The sequence below is a fragment of the Marinobacter sp. genome (assembly GCF_034669625.1).
Lineage (GTDB): Bacteria > Pseudomonadota > Gammaproteobacteria > Pseudomonadales > Oleiphilaceae > Marinobacter.
Map to the genome: position 1 here is coordinate 144,838 of NZ_JAXMOY010000002.1, position 16,663 is coordinate 161,500.

At 55.8% G+C, this 16,663-nt stretch carries 12 protein-coding genes; 4 read left to right on the forward strand and 8 right to left on the reverse strand.

What is annotated here, in order from left to right; translation table 11 throughout:
- Nucleotides 1–2: 2 nt before the first annotated feature.
- The 8 genes from VOI14_RS02670 to pilG all read right to left on the reverse strand — a co-directional run bounded on the left by VOI14_RS02670 (nt 3) and on the right by pilG (nt 13,506).
- Nucleotides 3–464, reverse strand: coding sequence for a chemotaxis protein CheW (locus VOI14_RS02670; protein WP_323750484.1), 462 nt, complete (start codon nt 462–464; stop codon nt 3–5).
- Nucleotides 457–1,527: a chemotaxis protein CheB gene (locus tag VOI14_RS02675; RefSeq protein WP_323750485.1), complete on the reverse strand. Its 1,071-nt coding sequence runs from the start codon at nt 1,525–1,527 to the stop codon at nt 457–459. The genes VOI14_RS02670 and VOI14_RS02675 overlap by 8 nt, the downstream gene beginning before the upstream one ends.
- Nucleotides 1,527–9,047 carry an Hpt domain-containing protein gene (locus tag VOI14_RS02680; protein ID WP_323750486.1) on the reverse strand — a complete coding sequence of 2,507 codons (7,521 nt, stop codon included), beginning with the start codon at nt 9,045–9,047 and terminating at the stop codon, nt 1,527–1,529. Before VOI14_RS02680 ends, VOI14_RS02675 begins: the two co-directional genes overlap by 1 nt.
- 11 nt (nt 9,048–9,058) lie before the next feature.
- On the reverse strand, nt 9,059–9,958 hold the full coding sequence (locus VOI14_RS02685) for a CheR family methyltransferase (protein ID WP_323750487.1): 900 nt from the start codon (nt 9,956–9,958) through the stop codon (nt 9,059–9,061).
- A 27-nt stretch (nt 9,959–9,985) separates the two neighbouring features.
- Nucleotides 9,986–12,058 (reverse strand): methyl-accepting chemotaxis protein, encoded by a 2,073-nt coding sequence (locus VOI14_RS02690; protein ID WP_323750488.1) that lies wholly within the window; start codon nt 12,056–12,058, stop codon nt 9,986–9,988.
- 93 nt (nt 12,059–12,151) lie between these two features.
- Nucleotides 12,152–12,697, reverse strand: a complete 546-nt coding sequence (locus VOI14_RS02695) for a chemotaxis protein CheW (RefSeq protein ID WP_323750489.1) — start codon at nt 12,695–12,697, stop codon at nt 12,152–12,154.
- Nucleotides 12,698–12,718: 21 nt separating this feature from the next.
- Nucleotides 12,719–13,081, reverse strand: a complete 363-nt coding sequence (gene pilH / locus VOI14_RS02700; protein ID WP_114335248.1) for a twitching motility response regulator PilH — start codon at nt 13,079–13,081, stop codon at nt 12,719–12,721.
- Between the two features lie 32 nt (nt 13,082–13,113).
- A complete protein-coding gene (gene pilG / locus VOI14_RS02705; RefSeq protein ID WP_323750490.1) occupies nt 13,114–13,506 on the reverse strand; it encodes a twitching motility response regulator PilG in 393 nt (130 codons plus the stop codon).
- Nucleotides 13,507–13,816: 310 nt separating this feature from the next.
- Here pilG and gshB point away from each other — a divergent pair, with 310 nt between their 5' ends.
- Genes gshB through ruvX form a run of 4 tightly spaced genes read left to right on the forward strand, consistent with a single transcriptional unit; the run spans nt 13,817 to nt 16,659 of the window.
- Nucleotides 13,817–14,767, forward strand: coding sequence for a glutathione synthase (gene gshB, locus VOI14_RS02710; protein ID WP_323750491.1), 951 nt, complete (start codon nt 13,817–13,819; stop codon nt 14,765–14,767).
- 47 nt (nt 14,768–14,814) lie between these two features.
- Nucleotides 14,815–15,672, forward strand: coding sequence for an energy transducer TonB (locus VOI14_RS02715; protein WP_323750492.1), 858 nt, complete (start codon nt 14,815–14,817; stop codon nt 15,670–15,672).
- Nucleotides 15,669–16,235, forward strand: a complete 567-nt coding sequence (locus VOI14_RS02720; protein WP_323750493.1) for a YqgE/AlgH family protein — start codon at nt 15,669–15,671, stop codon at nt 16,233–16,235. The genes VOI14_RS02715 and VOI14_RS02720 overlap by 4 nt, the downstream gene beginning before the upstream one ends.
- Complete coding sequence (ruvX, locus tag VOI14_RS02725; RefSeq protein WP_323750494.1) at nt 16,228–16,659, forward strand: Holliday junction resolvase RuvX; 432 nt, start codon at nt 16,228–16,230, stop codon at nt 16,657–16,659. Before VOI14_RS02720 ends, ruvX begins: the two co-directional genes overlap by 8 nt.
- The last annotated feature ends 4 nt before the right edge of the window (nt 16,660–16,663 follow it).

Here is a 16,663-nt window from a genome sequence, read left to right on the forward strand (position 1 = left end):
CCTCACGGTTTGGCGTCTACCGCCAGTGATTCCAGATATTCGAGGTTGGGAATCCATACAGCTTCTCCTTCTACCTCAACTAGCATAAGATCGGCCGGCCCGGGCTGGCTATCCAGTTTTTTGATTTCGGGCTCGGTCAGGCGGGTTTGGCTGGGAATTCCTTGAGTCACTATGGCCATGAACGGCAATTGGCTATGGTTGGGGCCGATGGTGTTAATCACAATGATACGGCCCCGGTTGCCACCGGGCACGACCAACTCACTGCCGTTGGCGGCATCATAGGAAATGACGGGTAAGTTGAGGCCCCTCCAGTCGATAAAACCAACCAGCCAATCGGGTGTGCCGCGGTCAGTTTTTGTGTTGGTCAAATCGACTACTTCTGCGATGGATACGTTCGGGAGCAGCAATTGCCGGTCGCTGACGGGTACCATGACGCAGGATAGGGATTGGCTGTTTTCATTCATAGCGAGTGTCCTCAGGCAGAACCCGATTGTGCCGGCCCGTGAGCAGGCTGTTGTTCTTGATGGTGTTAACCAGTTCTTCGGCCAGTTGTTCCGGTGTGCCGCAGAAACTGGTACAGCCGGTCGCTGCGACGGAATCAGGCATAGAACTGTTACCACAGCTCTGACTTTCCTGGACCCAGATTCGACTACCGTAGGCTTTCAGCATGGGGGCCGCAAGGGCTCCGTCGTTGCCCATGCCAGAAAAGAGAATAGCGTGGCAGCACTTGCCGTAGTGATCCGCCACATTGAGCAGCACTTGATCAATGGAGGGTCCGTAAGGGCCGGGCCAAGGCTCGTCCAGTTCAACGAGCCGGCCTCCGGAGTCGAAAGACCATTGGTTTTCTACCGGCATCAGCACCACATCGCCGCTCTGTATTCGGTAACCTGGCTCAGCTGTCTTGAGTTGGTAATGAGCATGGCGGCCAAGTACCCGGGTCAGGACTTCGGTGAAGTTACCGTCGATGTGTTGAGCGTAGACGAATCCCACAGGTAAACCCGGCGGCAGCTGATCAAGGAACGCTTTCACGGCGGCGGGGCCGCCCAGCGAGGCTCCTAGAACCCAGATATCGTCTGCCGGCGACCCGGGCGGGGCTGGCGTTTCCCAGGTTGGTAAGCTCGGCGGTGCTTTCTGTGCAGGCCCGGAATCAACGAGTTCCTCCAGGCCGTAGGTGCTTTTCCGTGCTTCCAGAGGGCCGAGTTGTTGCTCCAGTTTGTTCTGAAGCCGCCGCTCCCAGCGCACATAATCTGTACTACCGGGCTTGGGTGCCAGATCCACACCAAACAAGACGGGCGCGTCGGTGTGGTCGAGTAAATAATCGAAAAAGGTTGGATGATCCGCTTCGTCTTGCAGGGTGACCAGCCACAACACGGCGTCTGGAAACTCCGGGTAGCCGATTAACCGATCGGGATCGCCCGAGAAACAGCTGTCCAGCCCGAATTTTCCGGCGGCCTCTTGAAGCCGCCGGCGCTGTAGCGCGTCATCGGAAACAACTCCGGCCTTCGGTCGGCCGGTCTGGCCAGACATCACTCGCTCTCAGTCAGCCGTTTAATGGTTTCAAGCAGCACCGTCTCCTGGAAAGGCTTGCCCAGGTACTCGTTGACGCCGATGGCCAGAGCCCGCTCGCGGTGTTTTTCACCGGTTCGAGAGGTGATCATGCAAATCGGTGTATCTTTGAGCGTGTCATCATGGCGGACAAAACTGGCTACTTCGAAACCGTCCATTCGGGGCATTTCGATATCCAGCAGGATGACATCCGGGCGGTGGTCCTGTAGCTGAGCCACTGCATCCAAACCGTCTTTTGCGGTGATCACTTCCATGCCGTTTCGTTCCAGCAAACGTGACGTCACTTTGCGAACGGTTACCGAATCGTCCACCACCATGACCGTTGTCACTTGTTCTTCGAAGCGGCTGGCCGTGCGTTCTTTGGCCAAGTTGGCAATTCGCTGACGGTCAGACAGCACGTCTGAACGGATCATGGCGGGCAGATCGAGAATCACCACCACGTTGCCATCACCCAGAATGGTGGCACCGGATACACCGCGAACGGTGCTGAATTGAGGGCCAAGTGATTTAACAACAATCTCACGACTACCCATCAGGTGATCGACCTGAAGCGCCAGTGGTTGCTCGGCACCGCGCACCAGTATGACGGGCAGTGGCAATGCCTGACCTTGCAGCTTGGGATGGTGATCACTATTCAGCAAGTTGCCGAGGTACTGCAACCGGTATTGCTGGCCAGCATACTCGTACAAGGGCGCATCGGGTTTGTAATACTCTTCCAGCTCATAGGTGCTGACCCGAACGATACCTTCAATCGTGTTCAGCGGGATCGCGTAGAAATCCTCGCCGGTGGCGACCATCAGAGCACGGTTCACCGACACGGTGAACGGCAGGCGAACAGTGAAGGTGGAACCGCGCCCCACTGAAGAATCGATGTCGAGGCTACCGCCGAGCTGTTTGATTTGGCTGGCGACTACGTCCATGCCAACGCCGCGGCCGGAAATCTGGGTGACCGTATGGGCGGTGGAGAAGCCGGGTTGCAGAATAAACTGCAGGATCTCACGCTCGGAGAGCGCTTCGTTGGCGTGCATCAAGCCCTGACGAATGGCTTTTTCCCGAATCACTTCAGCCGGGATGCCCTTGCCGTCGTCGATCATGCGAAGCACCACGTCACCGCCTTCTCGGGTCAGCGACAGGACCACTTCACCGGTTTCCGGTTTACCGGCCTGACGGCGCTCTTGCGGTGTTTCAATACCGTGATCCAAGGCGTTGCGAAGCATGTGCTCCAGCGGCGCAATCATGCGCTCAAGAATGCTTCGGTCCATCTCGCCTTCGGCGTTGCGAACGTCAAACTCGACCTTCTTGCCTAATTCACCACTGATCTGCCGAACAATCCGGCGCAGTCGTGGCACTGTGGAAGCAAACGGGATCATTCGGGTCTTCATCAGACCTTCCTGAAGCTCGGTATTGATCCGGGACTGCTGAACCAGCAAGGTTTCCGTATCGCGTACCCGGTCAGCCAGTGTTTCCCTCAGATCGGTAAGGTCAGACGAGGACTCGGTGAGTGCTCGGGACAACTGCTGGATCGACGAATAGCGGTCCATCTCCAGTGGGTCGAAATCTTCACCGTAGTCTGCGCCGTGTTCCTGTTCAGCACGGAATAGAATCTGGGTTTCCGTTTCGATGTCCATTCGACGCAACTGCTCGCGCAGACGCTCGATGGTGGCGGCCATCTCGTCAAGGGTATGGCTGAAGTCACTGGACTGTTGCTCCAGTCGACCACGGGTAATACTGGTTTCGCCGGCGAGGTTAACCAGATCGTCCAGCAACGGAGCGGACACTCGAATGGTTTCTTGAGCGGCACGCTGGGCTTCTACGGCCTTGTTGTTTCGGGCCCGTGAAGGTTTTCGGGCGACCGGCTTGGGTTCGGGTTGTACAGCTTCAGCTGACTGCGGTGCCGGCTCTTCATCGGGACGTTGCGCTTGTGGCTCGGTTTGTTCGGGTTCGTGCGAGGCTGCGTCTTGCTCATAATGAGCACGAACGGCGGCGACGGCAGCGATAATGTCGTCATGTTGACGGCTAATCTCTTGCCATTGGGCTTCGGTGGGTGCATTGCCACCAAGATCAATAAGCAGTGTTTCAAAGGTATGGGCTTTGTCTCCCAATCCAGAGAGCTGAGACAGGCGAGCGCCCCCTTTGAGGGTGTGCATGGCACGTTGAGCTTCTTGATTGAAATGATGGTTGTCTGGCTCTTTGTGCCAGTCGGCCAGCAGTTGCTCCAGCTGGTCCATGATTTCGCTGGCTTCTTCGAGGAATATTTCCAGAACTTCCGGATCCGGAGTTTCCTCAGAGTGTGATTCAGTTTCCGAAACCGGACTGGGTGTCTCAGCTCCGGTTTGGGACATTGTATCGATGAGGCTGAAGTCGACCACTGGCCGCTCGCCGGCTTCAATTGCATCCAGCATGGTACGGAAGCTGGCTTGTGCACGATCGCTCATTGCCAGTGCGGTGTCTGCCGGTGTGCTTCCGGCAAGAGCATCATCAAGCAGTTCGGACCAAGCTTCGGCCAGATCAGCGATGGCATCGAGGTCGGACAGGCGAGCGCCACCCTTGAGGGTGTGAAGTTCTTGTCGAAGCGAAAGAACAGCGGCCAGCTCATTCGGCTGTTCGCGCCAATATTCGAGGTCCTCAGCGATGGAGTCATGAATTTCCAGTCCTTCATCCAAGAAGATGCTGAGAATATCTTCGGCCCGGGAATCATCGGGTAAATCGGACTCGGGCTCTGCGTCAAAGACATCGTGTTCGATGCCCGCTTCTTCAGGCACTACCTCGCTTTCAGGCTCCGCACTCACTCCGGAGGTATCGGAGGCGCCATCACCTTGAATAATGGCTTTGACTTGTTCTTCCAGCTGTTTGGCCGGTGGGCAAGGTTGCTGAGTAGCCACTTGTTCGACCATTTGCGCCAGCCGGTCGTGACATGCAAACAGTAGCTCAGTCATGCTGCTGCTGGCTTCGAGTTTGCCTTCAGCGACCTTTTCGAACAGGTCTTCAAGAACGTGAGTCAGATCGCCGATAGCGCCCACGCCGGCCATTCGAGCACCGCCTTTCAGGGTGTGCACATCGCGTTGCAGTTCTGTGGCAATGCTGCGGTCGGTCGAGTTTTCGCTCCAGTTATGGAGGGCGCTGCCAGTAGAGTTGATCAGGTCGTAGGCTTCTTCCAGGAAGATGCCGAGCAGCTCCGGGTCCAAATGGGACAGATCAGCAACTTCGTTGCCGGTGTCTTCATTGGCGTCGTTACCGCTCGAGTCCTGCGGCTCTGTTTCGCCAGATTCGGTTAAAGATCCCTTCTCTGGAGCCACATCGGTGACCGGTCGGATGCCTCGGGCACTGGCGATGTATTGCTGGATTTCCTGCACTAAGTCCGGTGCTGGCTTTGGCGGTTCCTGAGCCTCAAGCGCATCGACCATGCCGGCCAAGCGATCGTGACAGCGGAACAACAAATCGGAAAGCGCATCGTTGATCGAAAGCCGCTTCTCTGTGAGCCCTTCGAACAGGTTCTCCAGTTCGTGGGCCAGATCGCCTACGGTCTCGATATCGGCCAGACGTGCACCACCTTTCAGGGTGTGCAAATCTCTTTGCAGCAGGCGCAGGGTATCGATGTTACCGGTGTCTTCACTCCAGTTTTGCAATGCTTCAGCCGTGCTGTGGATGAGATCACGAGCTTCTTCCAGGAAGATGGCCGCGAGCTCCTCATCCATATCGCTGCCGTCGGAGGTTTCCGGTAACGTATTCTGTTGTTCAGCGGCCAACTCGGCATTGGTAAATTCGCTGTCCTCGAGACTGAGGTCGATTTCCTCGAGATCCCCAGTGAACTGTTGCTCGAATTCGTTCGGCTCGTCGTTCCGGTTCACCGTATCCGTCAAGGCATGAAGCTCAAGGATGATGTCGTCACACGGGTCAGTGGCCAGACCGGCCGCGACCTGATCCATCTGGTTAATAAGCTGTTCGTGAGCCCTTCGAGCGGTGTCGAAGAAATTATCGGAGGTGGGCAACCCATACAGGGTAACTGCGTTGTAGAGGCGAGTTAGCGCATCTGCAAGATTGGCCACATCGGCCAGACCGACATCCGCTGCGTTGTCGGTCAGAGATTCAAGTTCACTGCGCAGGGTGGACAACGCGCTGCTTTGTTGAGGGTCGGCGGCCCATTCATCGAGAATGGTCTCGGCATCCAGAACGATGTCGAGGCCTTCGCCCAAAAACAGTTGAATCAGTTGTGATGACACCTGATTTGCAGGTGTCACATCATCGTCAAGGGCCTGCCCCTGGAACGTAAAGGTGCTGACTTGCTCGAGTTTGTCGAGATAATCCGGGGTGCCGTCAAGCTCAGCTTGAGGATGGTCGTGGAGTTGCGCCAGACCATTGGTCAGGAAATCACTGGCTCGGGAAATTAATTCGAGTACCTCGTGATCGGCCCGTTTGTTTTGCGCTCTGGCCTCTTTGATGAAGCGCTCCAGAGGCGTAATAATTGTGGCAATCGGCGCAATGCCAGCGGTATTGGCACTGCCTCTCAGCGTGTGCAGGGCTCGGGACAGGTCATCGGTATAGACTGACGCAGTCCTGTTCTGGCTAGCAACCAGATAGCTCTGAAGGGTTTGCAGATGAGTTTGTGCTTCCTGCTCAAAAATTTCGAGCAGGACCTGATCAGGATCTTGCGATTCAGCGTGTTGGCTGTCGGCCGGCACGTCGTTATGGTCTGACGCGATCTCTGAGGATTCAGCCGCTGGCATGGCTGAGGTGTCCGGGAACTCGCCACTGGCCAAAGCGTTAGCTCGGGCTTCGAGCACTGCTGTCTCGACGGGGGTGTCGATACGTTTCTCGAAATCGCTCACGAGAGTCGGGATGACTTCGGTGACATCCTGAAGCAGCTGAGCGAGGTCGTCGTTCATGAAGATGCTGCCATCAATGATGCGGTTCAACACGTTTTCTACGCACCAGGACAGTTCGGCAATGACACTTGCGCCGACCATGCGCCCACTGCCCTTAAGGGTGTGGAATGCTCGTCGCACTTCCGCCAGGGCGCTGCGATCATCGTACTGTCGCAGCAGCATGGGCAGGTACTCATTGATGGTTTCGAGTACTTCGCCAGCTTCCTCAATAAAAATCTCTAGAATTTCATCGTCGATGAGATCGTTTTCGTCGTCTGTCGCGGGAGCAGACGATTCTGCCGTCTCGGTTACGATTGGCTCAGCGGGAATCGCAGGCGCAGACGCGTCGTCCTGCGCCTCGGCAGACAGGTCTGCGGCTTCGGCCTGGCTGGCAGGCTCCTGAGGTGTCGTTTCGGTGCGTCGGGTTGTGGCCAGTGCGTCGGCACGGGCGATCAGTGCGTCGACGTCACCGGCGGTTTCTCCCTGACGGAATTCCTGAATCAGCTCTGGCAGACGGGCATTCACGTCGTCGAGAATTGAAAACAGATCGTCTGTGGGTTTCAGCGTCTGGTCAATAACCCGGTTCAGAAGGTTTTCAACCGACCATGCAGCCTCACCGAGGCTAGCCGCGCCAACAAGTCGGCCACTGCCTTTGAGCGTGTGGTAGGCTCGGCGGACCTCCGTCAGTGCGTCTCGGTCACTGTGATCCCTGCGCAGGCGAGGGTAGTATTCCTGAATGGTTTCCAGAACTTCTTCGGCTTCTTCGATGAAGATACTGAGTATTTCATCATCCAGCAGTTCACCGTCAGAACTTTTTTGTGACGAATCCGGCTCTTCCGGCATTGACGGCTCAAGAATCGAGGCATCCTCTGATTCGACCGCAGCCGTCTGGTTATCCTCGTTCCATGTTGGATCTTCACCAACAGGGAAGCCCAGACTTGCCAGGCTTTCCTTGGCAATGCGCAGAATCGTGTCGTTATCGGTGATGCCTTCAGCGACCCGTTCAAGATAGTACTCGATACTGGTTATGGCATCTGCGAGGGTATCCAATTGGCGCCAGTCTGGTACTTGTTGGCTGGACAGCAATACATCGGAGATATAGCGCTCGGCAGAGTCGAGCATGTCTGGAATGTGTTCCAGAGCTGCCAGTCCCAGACCGCCACGAATGCTGTGTAGCAGTGCCGGGACGTGCTCAATTTCTTGAGTGTCCCATTGAGACGCGATGAAATTAATGATGGCGGATTTAGCTTGTTCAAGCGTATTACGCGATTCACGAATCAGGGCTTCGTTGGCTTCAGTCAGTTCTCGGGAGCCGATGTTTACGGGTTCGCTGTCACCGGTGTTGTCCGACACTTCGGTGTGGCGATCCACGTCGAGGCCGGCAAGGCTGGCTTCGACGTACAGTAGCGCACCGGCGATATCCATCAGAGTGCCGTCATCGATCGTTTCTACTTGGCCGCAAAGCTTGTCGACCAGCTCGATCTGCTCCGCCACCACTTTGCGTGGAATACCGAGCCCAAGAACTGCCAGCGTGTTACCGACCTGGCGCAGGCCCGGAAGCATTTCGTCCAGCTCTGTATTCTGACGATGCTCTGCGCGCACGAACAGATCGAGTTGATCTTTCAATCGCGCAAGTTCTTCGTTCAGGGCGCTGACGACGGATTGGATGGCATCACGGCCGGGGCCGGAGACGCGAGTGCGTGCCTCACTGACGTGGTCGTCGGAGGGTAGCGCATCGGAGAGTTGGTATGCGTTGCGAATGTAATTGACCTGCGGGCGGTCCAGATCCCGGGCGCGAGCGACATAATACAGCAGGTTCTTGAGCAAGGCCTCGGGAACAGGCTGCAGCAAAATGTCTGCGTGTTCGTCTGTCAGCTTGCGGATCTCGACATCGAGCTCGCGCAACAACGATGTGACCGCGGTGTTGACCGGGTTTACGTGTGCTTCGAGAGTTTCAACAAAGGCGCCGGCGGCCTTCCAGAGTTCGCCGCGAGCGGTTTTCTGGCACAAGCGCGAGAGCCGCTCGATGACTTTCTGCATGTAGCCGAAATGAGCGTCCAGGTCTTCTTCGCGAACAACGCCGGCCAAGGCAAACTGGTACATCTGCCGCAGTTTTCTGAGATGACCGAGCACTTTCGGGTCTTGAAGTCGTTCAGAAACTTTACCGGTCACCTTGAAACGAGCCGCGGTCAGATCCGGTTTGAACAAGGACGTGTCTGACAGCAGGGGCTCACCGTGAGCTGCCCGAAGGTCATTGAGCAGTGGCAACAACACCATTGGAAAGTCGTCACGGCTGCTGCCCAGATGTTCCAGATATTGTGGCAACTGGAGAATGGCCTGCATCAAGACTTCAACGGCGTCATCAATGTTAACGACGGTTTCGTTCAGAATGGCCTGGGTGAGTTTCTCCATCTCTTCGGTGAGCAATGCGGCACCGTAAAGCTCCACCATTTGCAGGGTGCCGTGCACCTGATGAAGATAGTTCAGGCAGAAGCGCAGGCGCGCGGTATCGTCACGATTATCAACGTACGCTTCGAGTGCATGCTGACCTTGGGTCAGCGTGTCCTGTATTTCGCCCCGAACCCAGTCGAGGGCGATACTGTCATGGTGATTGCCCATAACCACTCCGGTTATTCTTCGTCGGACTGGCGTTTGATCCACGCCAGTACATGTTCCGAGGGAACCCTCTGCAGGCCTGGTGGCTGCCAGTCGGTCAGCTCTCCTTGGCCTAATACCAGTAACCCCCCCGGTGCCAGACGCTCTGAAAGTCGTCTAACAATTTCTCGCCGGCGCCAGCGGCGGAAGTAAATCAGCAGGTTCTGGCAGAAGATAATGTTCATGCCGTGCATCGGGGCTTTGTTCAGGTCCAATACATTGAGCCTGGCAAAACACACCCTGTCACGGATGCTGTTCACGATTTCTACGGTATTCCGCTCTGCAGGCCGGAAGTACCGGGATTTCAAGGTTTCATCCATGCCCAGCAGCTTACGGGCGTTGAACAAACCGGATTTGGCTTTAACGAGTGCGGGCTGACTGATGTCGGAGCCGGTCACCCCATACAAGGGCTGCAAGCCGAGCTGTTCCATGCACTCGTTAAGCACCATGGCCAGTGTGTAGGGCTCTTCGCCGGTTGAGCATCCTACACTCCAGGCTTCTAATGCCCGATTTTTCAAACCTTCCCGGGGCCGGGTCATCACATAGTCAGAAACCAGTCTGCAGGCATCAGGATCACGGAAAAAACGGGTTTCCTGAACCGTCAGGCGGTCTACCAGCGTTGCCCACTCCTGAATGGCATCCGGGCCGGATACGATCTGTTCGTAGTAGGCCTGATAGCTGTTGCAGCCAATTTCCCGCATCCGGATACCTAAGTTGGTCTCCAGAAACGACCGCCGGTCGGGTGTCAGAGTCATCCCTGTTCGATGCTCCACCAGGGTTTGCCACTGATGGAACTGCGCATCATCCATCTCGGGGAGTTTGCGCAGCGACCAGATTCCGTCTGCGGGTGCCATTTGGTTATGCGTCTGAGCCATAAACCGCTAGCTGCCCCGAGCCGGTGATCAGCTGACCACCGATTCGTCGTGACTTTCGTTTTCTTCACGGAGCACTTCTTCATCCGGCAGGGTGAAGCCGGCAACAGAAGAACGTAGCTCGGACGCCATTTCCGCCAGATTTCCGATCGACTTCGCGGTTGCGTTGGTACCGGAAGACGTTTGCGATGTAATTTCCTGGATAACGTTCATCGTGTTGGAAATGTGCGCAGCGGAGGAGGACTGCTGGCGTGCCGCGTTGGAAATGTTTTGGATCAGTTCCGCAAGGCTCATGGATACGTTCTCGATTTCCTCGAGCGCGATACCGGCGTCCTGGGCCAGACGAGCTCCACGTACTACCTCGGCGGTGGTGTGTTCCATGGAGATAACGGCTTCGTTGGTGTCAGACTGGATCGTCTTAACCAGCGCTTCAATCTGTTTGGTGGCAGCCGATGAGCGTTCCGCAAGACGCTGGACTTCGTCCGCAACAACCGCGAAGCCTCGGCCGGCGTCACCGGCCATAGAAGCCTGAATAGCCGCGTTCAAAGACAGGATGTTAGTTTGGTCGGCAATGTCGTTGATCAGGGATACGATGTCACCGATTTCCTGGGAAGATTCACCCAGTCGCTTGATCCGTTTCGAGGTTTCCTGGATCTGTTCACGGATGTTATCCATGCCGCGAATGGTGTTTTGTACCACTTCCGCGCCTTTCTTCGCGATCGCAACGGAGCGCTCAGCAACCGCAGAGGATTCCGCTGCGTTGGAGGATACCTGGTCGATGGACACCGCCATTTCGTTAACCGCTGCAGAAGCACCGGCGATTTCCTGAGCCTGGTGCTCGGAGGCGTCGGCCAGATGCATCGCGGTAGCCTGAGATTCCTGAGCCGCAGAGGCTACCCGAACCGCGGTGCCCCGGATGGACTGTACCAAGCCGCGCATCTGGTCGATCGCGAAGTTGATGGAGTCGGCGATTGCACCGGTGAAGTCTTCGGTGACCGTAGCCTCGGTGGTCAAGTCACCATCGGCCAGATCGGCCAGTTCATCCAGCAATCGCAGGATCGCGTTCTGGTTCTGTTCGTTCTGTTCCTGAGTGCTGGTCAGGCGGGACTGAGTCTCGCGGTACAGGGCGAAACCGATGAATACAACAATTGCGACCATACCGGCCAGGATGAAGAAGGCCAGTGTTGCGTTAATCAGCCGTGATCCGGCCTGGGAACTGAAGTCGTTTGCCAGGGCAGACAGCTCTGCCAAAAGAACTTCCGAGTTCTGGAAAATATCGCTGGCTGCCAGACGTACCTTGAACAGGTCGGGAGAGGCTTCAAGGATCGCGTCAACGTTTTGGGAAACGAACTCGAACAGCTCATCAACGGCTTCAAGGCCGTAGATCGCGTCTTCGTCATCAACTTGTGAAATGCCCATGCCGGGGTTGCCGTTCAGCTGTCCGTCGAGGACGCGCCCGAACAGGCTGGCGTCACGACCGAAGCGATCGGCGGCGATAACGGCGTCTTCGTCTCCGGAAAGAACGTTGTTAACCGAGCGAACGATACGTTCTGCCAACAGTGACTGGCGCTGTGCAAGAGCGATCTGCTCTGCCGGCGCTTCATTTTCCAGCAGGATCTGCACGATGTCGTCGTACTCGACCTGCAGCTGCGGGATGGTTTCGTTCAGGGTACGGGCAACTTCGTGAAGGCCAAGTACGGCTTCCTGAGTTGAAAGAATGCTGTCTGCGTTTTCGCGCACCCGGTTCCACAGGTCCGGTGTGTTACTTTGCTGTGCGAGCTCGCTCGGTGGGAGGCCGGTTTCAGGATTACCCTTGGTGACGCTGGTCCAGAGTAGTTGGAACTCATCCCGGGAGCGCCTCAGCTGGTTGAAGGCTTCGGCCGTGCCGCCGGCCGCTTCGGTCGCGTTTTTCGCAATCTCCTGAGAAAGCACGCGCATTTCTGCGGTATTGGCGATGTACTCCTGGTCGTTCTGGCTGTCTTTGTTGATGATGAACAGCACCACAACGAGCAGGATAGTGAGTGCAATCAGTGCTGCGATCAGGCCGGCAATCAGCTTGTTGCCTCCCTGTCTCATACTGAGTTTTCCGGCTCTGTTTTTCATCTTCTGGCTCCCGGCCTTTTTCTTCTGGAAATGGCAAGTTGTTGTAACGGGTTGCAGACGGTCAGGGTGACGTTCCTGCCAGTACCATCATCCCTACCACTGTGCGACATCAAGAAAGCGCTCGTCGTCCACCAGCTCGGCGGCGGAAAACACGTTCCAGATCTCTTCGTTACGCTCGTAACCGCCATCTACAAACGGCCGAACGTTGTCGGGCACCCCTTTCGGGCTGGCCCGGAAATTGTCTTTGGCGAAATATTGCATGCCCAAAACGCTGTCGACGACCAATCCACTGAAGATGTCGCCTTGCTCTACCACCAATACCCGGCGCTCACGCGGGCTGCGCGAGGAGCGGGGGATGTCGAAAAAGCTGGCTAGGTCTATTAGCGGAAGGAGTCGGCCTCGAACGTTGGCCGCACCCATCATGAATGGGCGTACCCCGGGGATGTGAGTGAATCGGGGTACGTGCAAGATTTCTGTGACATCGCCCATCGGAGCAACATAGCGCTGGCCGGCCAGAATGAACCCGATGCCATTCCATAACTCGACCGCTTGTTCCTGCTCCGGAAGGCCCGAAGCCATAGCACGGCTGCGCTGGGCGATATCCGTCAGAACGGCAAAAGGGGCGGCCTCGGCGGACATGCTTAACTCCACGGCGAAGGATCAGGCAATCAAGTTATTGATTGTTTTGATCAGGTCGTCTTCGTTAACTGGCTTTACCAGGTAACCCTTGGCACCTTGGCGGGTTCCCCACACTCGGTCAGTTTCTTGATCCTTGGTGGTAACGATCACGACCGGAATAGATGCGGTTTCCGGTGCGCGGGTTAATTGACGAGTTGCCTGAAAGCCGTTCAGGCCGGGCATGACGACGTCCATAAGTACCAGGTCTGGGGTTTCGGCACGGGCTTTGGCGACACCGTCAGCACCGTTGTCCGCGGTCAGCACTTCATGTTGGTGCTTTTCCAGAATGGTGGAGATCTTTTTAACTTCTGTTGGTGAATCGTCAACAATTAAAATGCGGGCCATGGTTTCCTCGATGGTTCTGGGTAGCAGCCGGTTTACTGTTCCGCCTGGGGCGTGTATTGGCGGATGGTGTTGAGCAGCTCGTCCTTGCTGAACGGTTTGGTCAGATATTGATCTGAGCCTACGATGCGCCCTTTTGCTTTATCAAATAGGCCATCCTTGCTTGAAAGCATAACGACCGGCGTTTTCTTGAATGTGGAGTTGTTCTTGATTAAGGCGCAGGTCTGATAGCCGTCCAAACGAGGCATCATAATATCTACGAAGATGATGTCTGGTTGGGAATCAGCGATTTTGGCCAGAGCGTCAAAGCCGTCAGTGGCGGTGATGACCTCACAGCCAACCTTTTTCAAGAGGGTTTCTGCGGTGCGACGAATGGTCTTGCTATCGTCGATCACCATGATCTTCAAGTTCTCGAAGTTATCATCCATTGTCCGACTGCCTTGCGCTCGAGCGGGTGTCATAATTTTGAGAGGGTTTTAGCACAAACCTTAAGGTTGTTCTATAAACCCTTCTCATTTATAGAGTATCCATGGCTGGATAAAAAGTTTTTGTTTGTGACCAAATGTACTTCTGCATCCCCCGTCACGTAATTGCCACAGGATTTCTGCGGATGCATTTGTAGCTGGGGTACAATACCATCATCAGCATAGCACTTTATTAGCGATCCACTCTGCTGCCTGGTTCGTGTTTTCAGTGGTTTGTTTTGCAGATTTTCAACTTGATATTCCAGGAGACTCTATGGCAATTCGGCTCGGGATCGTAATGGATCCGATCGAGGACATCCAATTCAAGAAAGACAGCTCGCTGGCTATGCTGCTTGCTGCGCAAAATCGCGGTTGGGAGCTCGAATACATGGAGCTTCAGGACATGTATCTGGCGGGCGGTCAGGCCCGGGCCAGCACGCGCAGCCTGACGGTCCGCAACGATCCGGAAGACTGGTTTAGTTATGGCGAGAGTCAGGACCGAGCCTTAGGCGACCTGGATGTTATTTTGATGCGCAAGGACCCGCCCGTTGATCGTGAGTTCTTGATGGCGACCTACATTCTCGAGGCTGCCGAGCAACAGGGGGCTCTGGTGGTTAACCCGGCGTCTACGCTGCGTGATTGCAACGAGAAGTTGTTTGCCGCCCAGTTTGAGGATTTGACGCCGCCGCTGATCGTGACCCGCAGTTCACAGCGGTTTCGGGAGTTCTACGCCGAGCACGGCGATATTATTATGAAACCGGTAGACGGCATGGGTGGGCGATCGATTTTCCGAGTTAAGGAACACGACGCCAACTTGGGGGTGATTATCGAAACCCTGACCAATTACGGCGAGCATCAGGCGATGGCACAGAAATTCGTTCCTGAGATCTCGGATGGCGATAAACGCATTCTGTTGATTGATGGTGAGCCCGTGCCCTATGCGCTGGCCCGGATTCCATCGCAGGGTGAAAATCGAGGCAATCTGGCGGCCGGTGGTCGTGGAGAAGGGCGCGAGCTGACGGACCGTGACCATGAAATCTGTGCCCGAGTGGCGCCCGTGATCAAGCAGAAAGGTTTGATGTTTGTTGGTCTGGATGTCATCGGTGATTATCTCACCGAAATTAATGTGACCAGCCCAACCTGCATTCGGGAGCTGGATGCACAGTTCGGAATTGATATTTCTGCGATGCTGATGGATGCGGTTGAACGGCGACTGAAGCAGTAAACTGAAGTAACCCCTGTTGGCTCCGAGATGCAGAATCAGGATATGTGATGGCAGTTCAGGTAAGCGATTTCGATCGATTTTCATTTACCCTATTCATGGCGGTGGCGCTGCATGCCATCGTGGTGTTGGGTATTACGTTTGCGCCTGAGCTGCCCAGCACTGTGGCGCAAACGATGGAAATCACTCTGTCGCAATTTGATGACGAACAGGCCCCGGAGCAAGCGGATTTCCTGGCCCAGACCAATCAGCAGGGTAGTGGCACCGAAAACGAGCCACTGGAAATGACGTCGCCCCAACCGGCAGACACCAGCCAGCCAGAGGTTGCCCAAGTGCAGCCAGAGCCGAAAGCCACAACGGATCCGCAGCCCAGCCAGAACCGGGCGGTGGTTGAGACCGAAAGCGCGCGCCGACAAGTGGCGCAGCAAAACGATCAGGTAGAACCGGAACCTTTACCGCGTGCCAAGCGTAAAAGCCTGATGGAGCGGAGTCTGGAAATTGCCAGCCTGGAAGCTCGGCTTGATGCCCAGCAGCAAGCATATGCCCGTAAACCCCGCGTGATGCGAGTGACCGCGGCCTCCACGCTGAAATCCAATAACGCTTGGTATGTGCAGGACTGGGTCGGCAAGGTGACACGGGTGGGTAACATCAATTATCCGACCGAGGCGCGAAGGGCGGGTATTTACGGTGATCTCAGAATGCTGGTTTCTATTCATAAAGATGGCACCATAAAGGAAGTGGCCATTTTACAGTCATCGGGTAGTTCTGTGTTGGATGATGCAGCGATTCGCATTGTTCGGATGGCCGCGCCGTTTGCGCCTTTCCCGGAAAGCATGCGGAAAAAGGCGGATGAGTTGGAAATTATACGGACCTGGTCGTTCCAGAAACGGGGGCTCAGTTCAGGATGATTGAAGATACCACTGCTGCAGGTAGCTTGAAGCACCATTTTCTGGTGGCATCGCCTTGGCTATCCGATCCCCGTTTTCACGGTGGGGTGATATACATCTGCGAGCATTCTGAAGAGGGCGCCTTGGGTTTGATGATCAACCAACCGTTGGGAATCCATTTGGGCGAAATTCTGGAACAATTGGACATGCAGGGCGGGGAGCTGGACATACCGGTGTATACCGGTGGTCCGGTCCAGCCTGAGCGCGGTTTTGTACTGCACTCACCGGGGCGGGAATGGCAGCATACAGCGCATGTGGCGGACGAGGTGTCGTTGACTACGTCTCGTGATGTGCTGGAAAGCATCGGTCAGGTTGACGGCCCTCACGAGTTTCTGGTGGCGCTCGGTTATTCGGGTTGGGGTGAGGGGCAGTTGGAGGAAGAGTTGGGCAGCAACTCTTGGTTAACCTGTCCGGCCACCGCCGATGTGTTATTCCGAACCCCCATTGAACAGCGTTATAAGGCCGTTCTTCAGTTGATCGGCGTGGATTTGAGCCAGCTTAGTGATTCGGTGGGACATGCCTGAAGTCGGTAATAGAAGAGTATTGGCGTTTGACTTTGGCACGCGGCGCATTGGCGTAGCCACTGGTCAGGAAATGCTGGGCACCGGACAGCCGCTGGCTATGATCCCGGCCCGGGACGGTGTTCCCGAGTGGACCCAGATCGAAAAGTTGTTGGCGGAGTGGCAGCCGAATCTGGTCTTGGTTGGGTTGCCATTGAATATGGACGATACAGAAAACGACATGTGTGCCCGAGCCCGGAAATTCGGCAAGCGCATTCATGGTCGCTACCATGTGCCGGTGGAAATGGTCGATGAGCGTTTGACCAGTTTTGAAGCCAAGGGTCAGGTGATGGCCGACGGTGGTAGTCGAGATTTCGGCCGTCATGGCGTTGATGATCTGGCGGCGGTGTTAATTTTGGAAACCTGGTGCCGGGAACAAACCGGCTGAGCTG